Origin of the sequence: Embleya sp. NPDC059213, assembly GCF_042754445.1 — a bacterium.
Lineage (GTDB): Bacteria > Actinomycetota > Actinomycetes > Streptomycetales > Streptomycetaceae > Embleya.
On record NZ_JBHZAV010000349.1, the window covers coordinates 1 to 4,778 of the forward strand.

Annotated in this window: 4 protein-coding genes; 1 reads left to right on the top strand and 3 read right to left on the bottom strand. The window is 74.0% G+C overall.

The genetic code is table 11. The features are described from left to right. Positions 1-393 precede the first annotated feature (393 nt). Entirely contained in the window at positions 394-996 is a 603-nt protein-coding gene (casB, locus tag ACFXMF_RS46815; RefSeq protein ID WP_360312380.1) for a type I-E CRISPR-associated protein Cse2/CasB, read from the top strand. A gap of 47 nt (positions 997-1,043) precedes the next feature. Here casB and ACFXMF_RS46820 read toward each other — a convergent pair whose 3' ends face one another. Genes ACFXMF_RS46820 through ACFXMF_RS46830 form a run of 3 tightly spaced genes read right to left on the bottom strand, consistent with a single transcriptional unit; the run spans position 1,044 to position 4,621 of the window. After that, entirely contained in the window at positions 1,044-2,204 is a 1,161-nt protein-coding gene (locus ACFXMF_RS46820; protein ID WP_379990142.1) for a hypothetical protein, read from the bottom strand. 7 nt (positions 2,205-2,211) lie between these two features. Further along, complete coding sequence (locus tag ACFXMF_RS46825) at positions 2,212-2,838, bottom strand: SigE family RNA polymerase sigma factor (RefSeq protein WP_379990141.1); 627 nt, start codon at positions 2,836-2,838, stop codon at positions 2,212-2,214. Further along, positions 2,828-4,621: a glycosyl transferase gene (locus tag ACFXMF_RS46830; RefSeq protein WP_379990140.1), complete on the bottom strand. Its 1,794-nt coding sequence runs from the start codon at positions 4,619-4,621 to the stop codon at positions 2,828-2,830. The genes ACFXMF_RS46825 and ACFXMF_RS46830 overlap by 11 nt, the downstream gene beginning before the upstream one ends. Between the last annotated feature and the right edge of the window lie 157 nt (positions 4,622-4,778).

Sequence of the window (4,778 nt, forward strand, 5' to 3'; positions counted from 1 at the left end):
CCGCGGGGCCGTCCAGCTGGAGCGGGACGAGGCCGGGCACATGGACGAGCAGGTCGGCGCCCTGCTCAGCTCGGCCATGCTCGCGAGCGCGAGGATCTCGTCGACCCGTGAGCTGTCCGGGGTGGGAAAGACACCGAACTCCAACGGACGCCCATAATCGGTCATATCTCCCATTCTAGGCGGCGGGTCGCACCTTCGTGGACGGTCGCGGTGCGGCGTGTCCCGGGGTGCGGGTGTCCGGGTCCGGGGAAGGACCCGTGGTCACAAAAGGCGGTCGTGGTTCGTCATGTTCACGACGGAGTGGCATCGATCCGGGTTCGATGTCGCGGTGCATCCGTCCGTCGACGACAGCAGTGAGGACCACGTCATGCCGTTTCCGACCGAGTGCGCCCGATGACGGCGCCGTCGATCCAGCGTGCCTCCGCCTACTGGGCGCCCTGGGAGCACGCGTTGCACGTGTTCCTGGTCCGGGTCCACGGCGATCGGGCCTTGGCGGCGCGCTTTGCCGACAACGACGCGGGACGCTGCGCCTCGGCCCTGGAGGCGGTCACCGTGCACCTGCCGCACACGCTCGAACGCCGGCGCGCGACGCGGGCCGTCACGCAGGCGGTCAGGCTGTACCTGATCCACCAGGGACGGACCGCCACGTCGCCGCATCGTCCGGACGGCACCTCGATCGGCGCGGCCTGCCGCGACCTGTCGTTGCTGATCGCGCCCGAGGGCACCCTCGTACAACGGCGCGGGCGCACCGGTTTCGACGCGGCCGTCGAGGCGGCCGACACGAGCGAACTCGTCGCGCGGCTGAGCACCCTGATGCCCGAACTCCACCGCCGGCGCATCACCCTCGACCACGTGCGCCTGGCGAAGGACCTCCTGTGGTGGGAGACCCCGGTCGGCCGGCGCTACACGCGCAACCGCTGGGAGGAGGACTTCCACGATCTGGGCGGCGGCGAAGGGGGCGGATGGGGGCGGGAGAGGTTCCCGGGTGCGACCTGAGTGGTACGCGCCGCACGCGCCTCGGCCGCCGTCCGCCGGCCCGGCGCTCACCGGGCGGCGGTCGTCGCCGAACCCGTGGGGGGCGAGGTCGAACTCGGGCCCGTGCTGCTCGTGCTCGGGGTGCCGTCGGTCGAGAGGTCCGCGCCCATCGTGGTGGCCGGTCCCGTGGCCGTCGCCTCGCTCTCCGGAGCGGAGGCGGGCGGTGACTGGGAATCGCCCGTGCTCGGGATGTTCGTCGGCGCGGTCGGGCCCGCCGACGGATACCCGTCCGCCCGGATGCCCGCCAGGATCGCGGTGAGCCGGGCCTTGTCCAGGAGCGGGTCCGATTCGACGAAGGCCCCGTCCGCGCGGGTGACCCGTGCGGGCCGGCGCTCGTCGAAGCCGGCCGGTGCCTTGCCGACGCCCACGGCGAACCAGGGCGGGTCGGTGCCGTCGAGATTCGGCGGGTCCACCGTGCCGAAGCGCAGCGCGTACACCGCGTCCTGGGCCTGCGCGCCGACCGAGGCCACCAGCGAGATCAGGTGTTCGCCGGGGGCCAGCAGGCCCTCGTCCAACTGCACCGGCACACCGGTCGGGCGGCGGCTGCCCGTGGCCACGCTCTCGGCGACGCGGTGCACCCGGGCGGCGTCGGCGGCGGGACCGGCCAACGAGGCGACCCCCCAGCCGCCCGACGTCCACTGCCAGGCCAGTTCGATCCGGCCGTCGACCGGAGCCGGTCCGGTCAACCACGCGGCCGGGTGCCCGTTCACCGAGGGGGCGGGCGCGCCCAGGCCGCCCTCGCCACCTGGCAGCCGGTCCGGCGCGTACATCGTCACCGTCCCCCGGGTGGCCGCCACGTCCGGCGCCCCACCCGGCTTCTCCGGACCCAGGATCACCCGCTGGCGGTACTTGCCGGTCTCGTAGATCACCGGCGTGAAGCCGCCCGCCGACCCCACCTGGAAGGCCCGCTGCCGCACGTCGAACGTGCCGCCGGCGGCCGGACCGGTCGCACCGTTGTGCAACGGCGCGGCGATCAACACCGTCACCAGCACCACCAGTGCCACCGCGACGGCGCCGCCCGTCACCGCGAGCGCGCGCCGGATCCGGACCGTGCGCCGGCCCTCCCGGATCGCGCGGGCCACGTTGACGCCGGGTTCGTCGGGCGCGGTCTGCGGCGTTTCGCGCAGCCCGGCCAGTAGTCGGGCGCCCTCGTGCTCGTCGGTGTCCATGGCCGGTCTACTCCCCTTCCCAGCGGGCCACGACCGGCCCGTCCAGCAGTGTGCGCAGTCGTGCGAGTCCCTGCGCGGTCTGGCTCTTCACCGTGCCCTGCGAGCAGCCGAGGATCTCGGCCACCTCGGCGACCGGCAGATCGCACAGGAAGCGCAACACCAGCACGGCCCGCTGCCTGGGCGGCACCCGGGACAGCGCGATCCGGACCGCGTCCCGGGTCTCCACGTCGGGCCCGGGCAGTGCCGGCAGCGCCGGAGTCTCCTGCGGTGCGCCGATCAGCCGCACCCGGGCCCAGGCCAGGCGGCGCTCGTTGAGGAACGCGCGCACCAGCATCCGGTGTACGTACCGGTCGAGGTCGTTCGCCGCGGCCGCGCGCCGCCAGTGCACGTACAACCGGGTGATGGTGTTCTGCACGATGTCGTCGGCATGGTGCGGATCTCCGCAGAGCAGGCGGGCGACCCGGCGCAGGGCGGGCAGGCGGGCGGTCACGTATTCGGTATACGCGTGCTCGTCGCCGCGCCGCACCCGACCACCCTCCATGTGTGCCCCGACACCTGCCGGGGTGCCCGCCGGTCCCGTGTCCGTCCCGGTGAACTCCTCGGTACGGTACGGGGCCGCCTGCTCAGCCGGCACGGGCCGCACCCCCTGCCCGCACGTCCCACAACCACACCCCGTCGATCGGTACGCCCGGGCCGAGCAGGCGGTCCAGGGTCGCGCGCAGTGCCTCCCGGTTGGCGTGCGGGCCGAGCACCACCACGTCCGCGCGCCAGTAGGCGAGGTCCGCGCGGGCCTGGGCCCGTTCGTCGTCGGTCACCTCCGGCACCGCGCCGCCGTCGCGTACCTCGCGCAGGAGTTGCGAGGTGGGTCGGGTGACCGCGCCGTAGCCGCCGAGTCGGTCCGGTCCGAACGGACCGACGAAGTACCCCTCGGCGAGCGGGAAGCCCAGCCCCGCGTCGACCTGCCAGCCCAGCGCGCGGGCGTCGGAGGGATCCGGCAGCGGTACGGCCACGATGGCCCGGCCGGGGCCGGTGAAGCGGCGCCACGTCCCGTCCGCGAAGAACGCCGGGGTCGGCTCGCGCGGCGCGGAGGCCAGCGGCTGGGGCAGCAGCGGCAACAGCGCCTGGAGCGCCGCGACGCACCACAACAACCACAACCGCCGATCGCCCGCGTCCCGCACCGCCTGGGCGGCCAGCGCGAGCAGGATGCCCAGCACGGGCACGCACACCATGGTGAACCGGCTCTCCAACACCGATTCGTACAGCGGGAGTTGCCCGAGCCAACGCCACGGTCCGGAGATGCCGGTGGGCTCGCCGTCGAGGATGATCTCCGGGCCGAGCGAGCACAGCGCGGCGCCGACCAGCACGCCCACGAGGGCCTTGGTCAGGGCCCGGCGCCACAGCGCGGCGGCGATCGCGCCGGCCAGGATCAACAGGGGCCAGCCGAAGAACGCGTTCTCCTCGGTGCGGTTCATCGACAGCCGTGCGGACACGTCGATGTCGCCGGCGAGCGATCGGTCGGCGTACGCGGTCAGCGCCGCGAGGTCGTTGCCGGCCGGGCCGTGCAGCAGGTTGGTGTAGCTCTGCGGGCCGGTGAACTGCCACCACAGCGGATAGGCGATCAGGACCCCGCACAGTGCCACGCCGATGGGGAGTCCGCGAGCCAGCGGGCGCAGCGCGGCGCGGGCGGCGGCCGGCGCGACACACGCGTAGGTCAGCGCGAACAGCGCGATGCCGGTCGAGGCCAGCAGCAGCGCCTCTTCGCCGAGGAAGATCTGATACGTGGTCAACAGGCCGAGCAGGATGCCGTCGCGGATCGGACGCAGGCCGGCGGCGAGGCGGATCAGCCGGTCGATGATCAGCGGGAGCACGAACAGCACGGCCAGGTTGGGGTGCGCGTTGGCGTGCGAGACCATCGGCGGGGCGAACGCGCAGAAGGCCCCGCCGAGGGCGGCGGCCGGTCGCGAGACGACCAGGTGACGGGAGATCAGGTAGTACCAGGCGGCGGCCGTCGCGGCCAGCCCGCCGGTGAGCACGATCGCCCAGGTCGCGGCCGGCCCGAACAGCCAGGTGATCGGCGCGAGCGGGATGGACAGCCCCGGCATCGAGGTGTTCGCCATCAGGTTCACCCCGTCGGGGTGGTTCTGCAGCGTCGTGGTCAGCGGGTTCTCGCCGTGCGCCACGGCGCGCGCGGTCACCGCGAAGAACCACTCCCACTGGTGCTGGTCCTGACCGCTGTCCACGAGGTATCGCCCGGCCGGACCACCGGCCCACAAACCGCGATACAGCACCAGCGAGGCGACCAGGTAGGCGGTGCAGGCGAGCGTGTCGGCGATCCGCCCGGTGCGCGCGAGTCCGAGCGCGCGCGGCGCGGTGACCGCCTCGCGTGCGGCGGCGACGGCCTCGCGTGCGGTGGTCACGCGGCCCGACCCGGCGGCAGCGGGACGCGGAAAGGGTCCCGGGAGGCGTCCGAACCCCCGTTCGCGCGGGCCGACATCGTGCCGGGCCGCTGTGGGCGACCGTGCCGCAGGCGAACCCGGGCCAGATCGGTGAGCACCTCCAGGCAGTGTCCGGTCC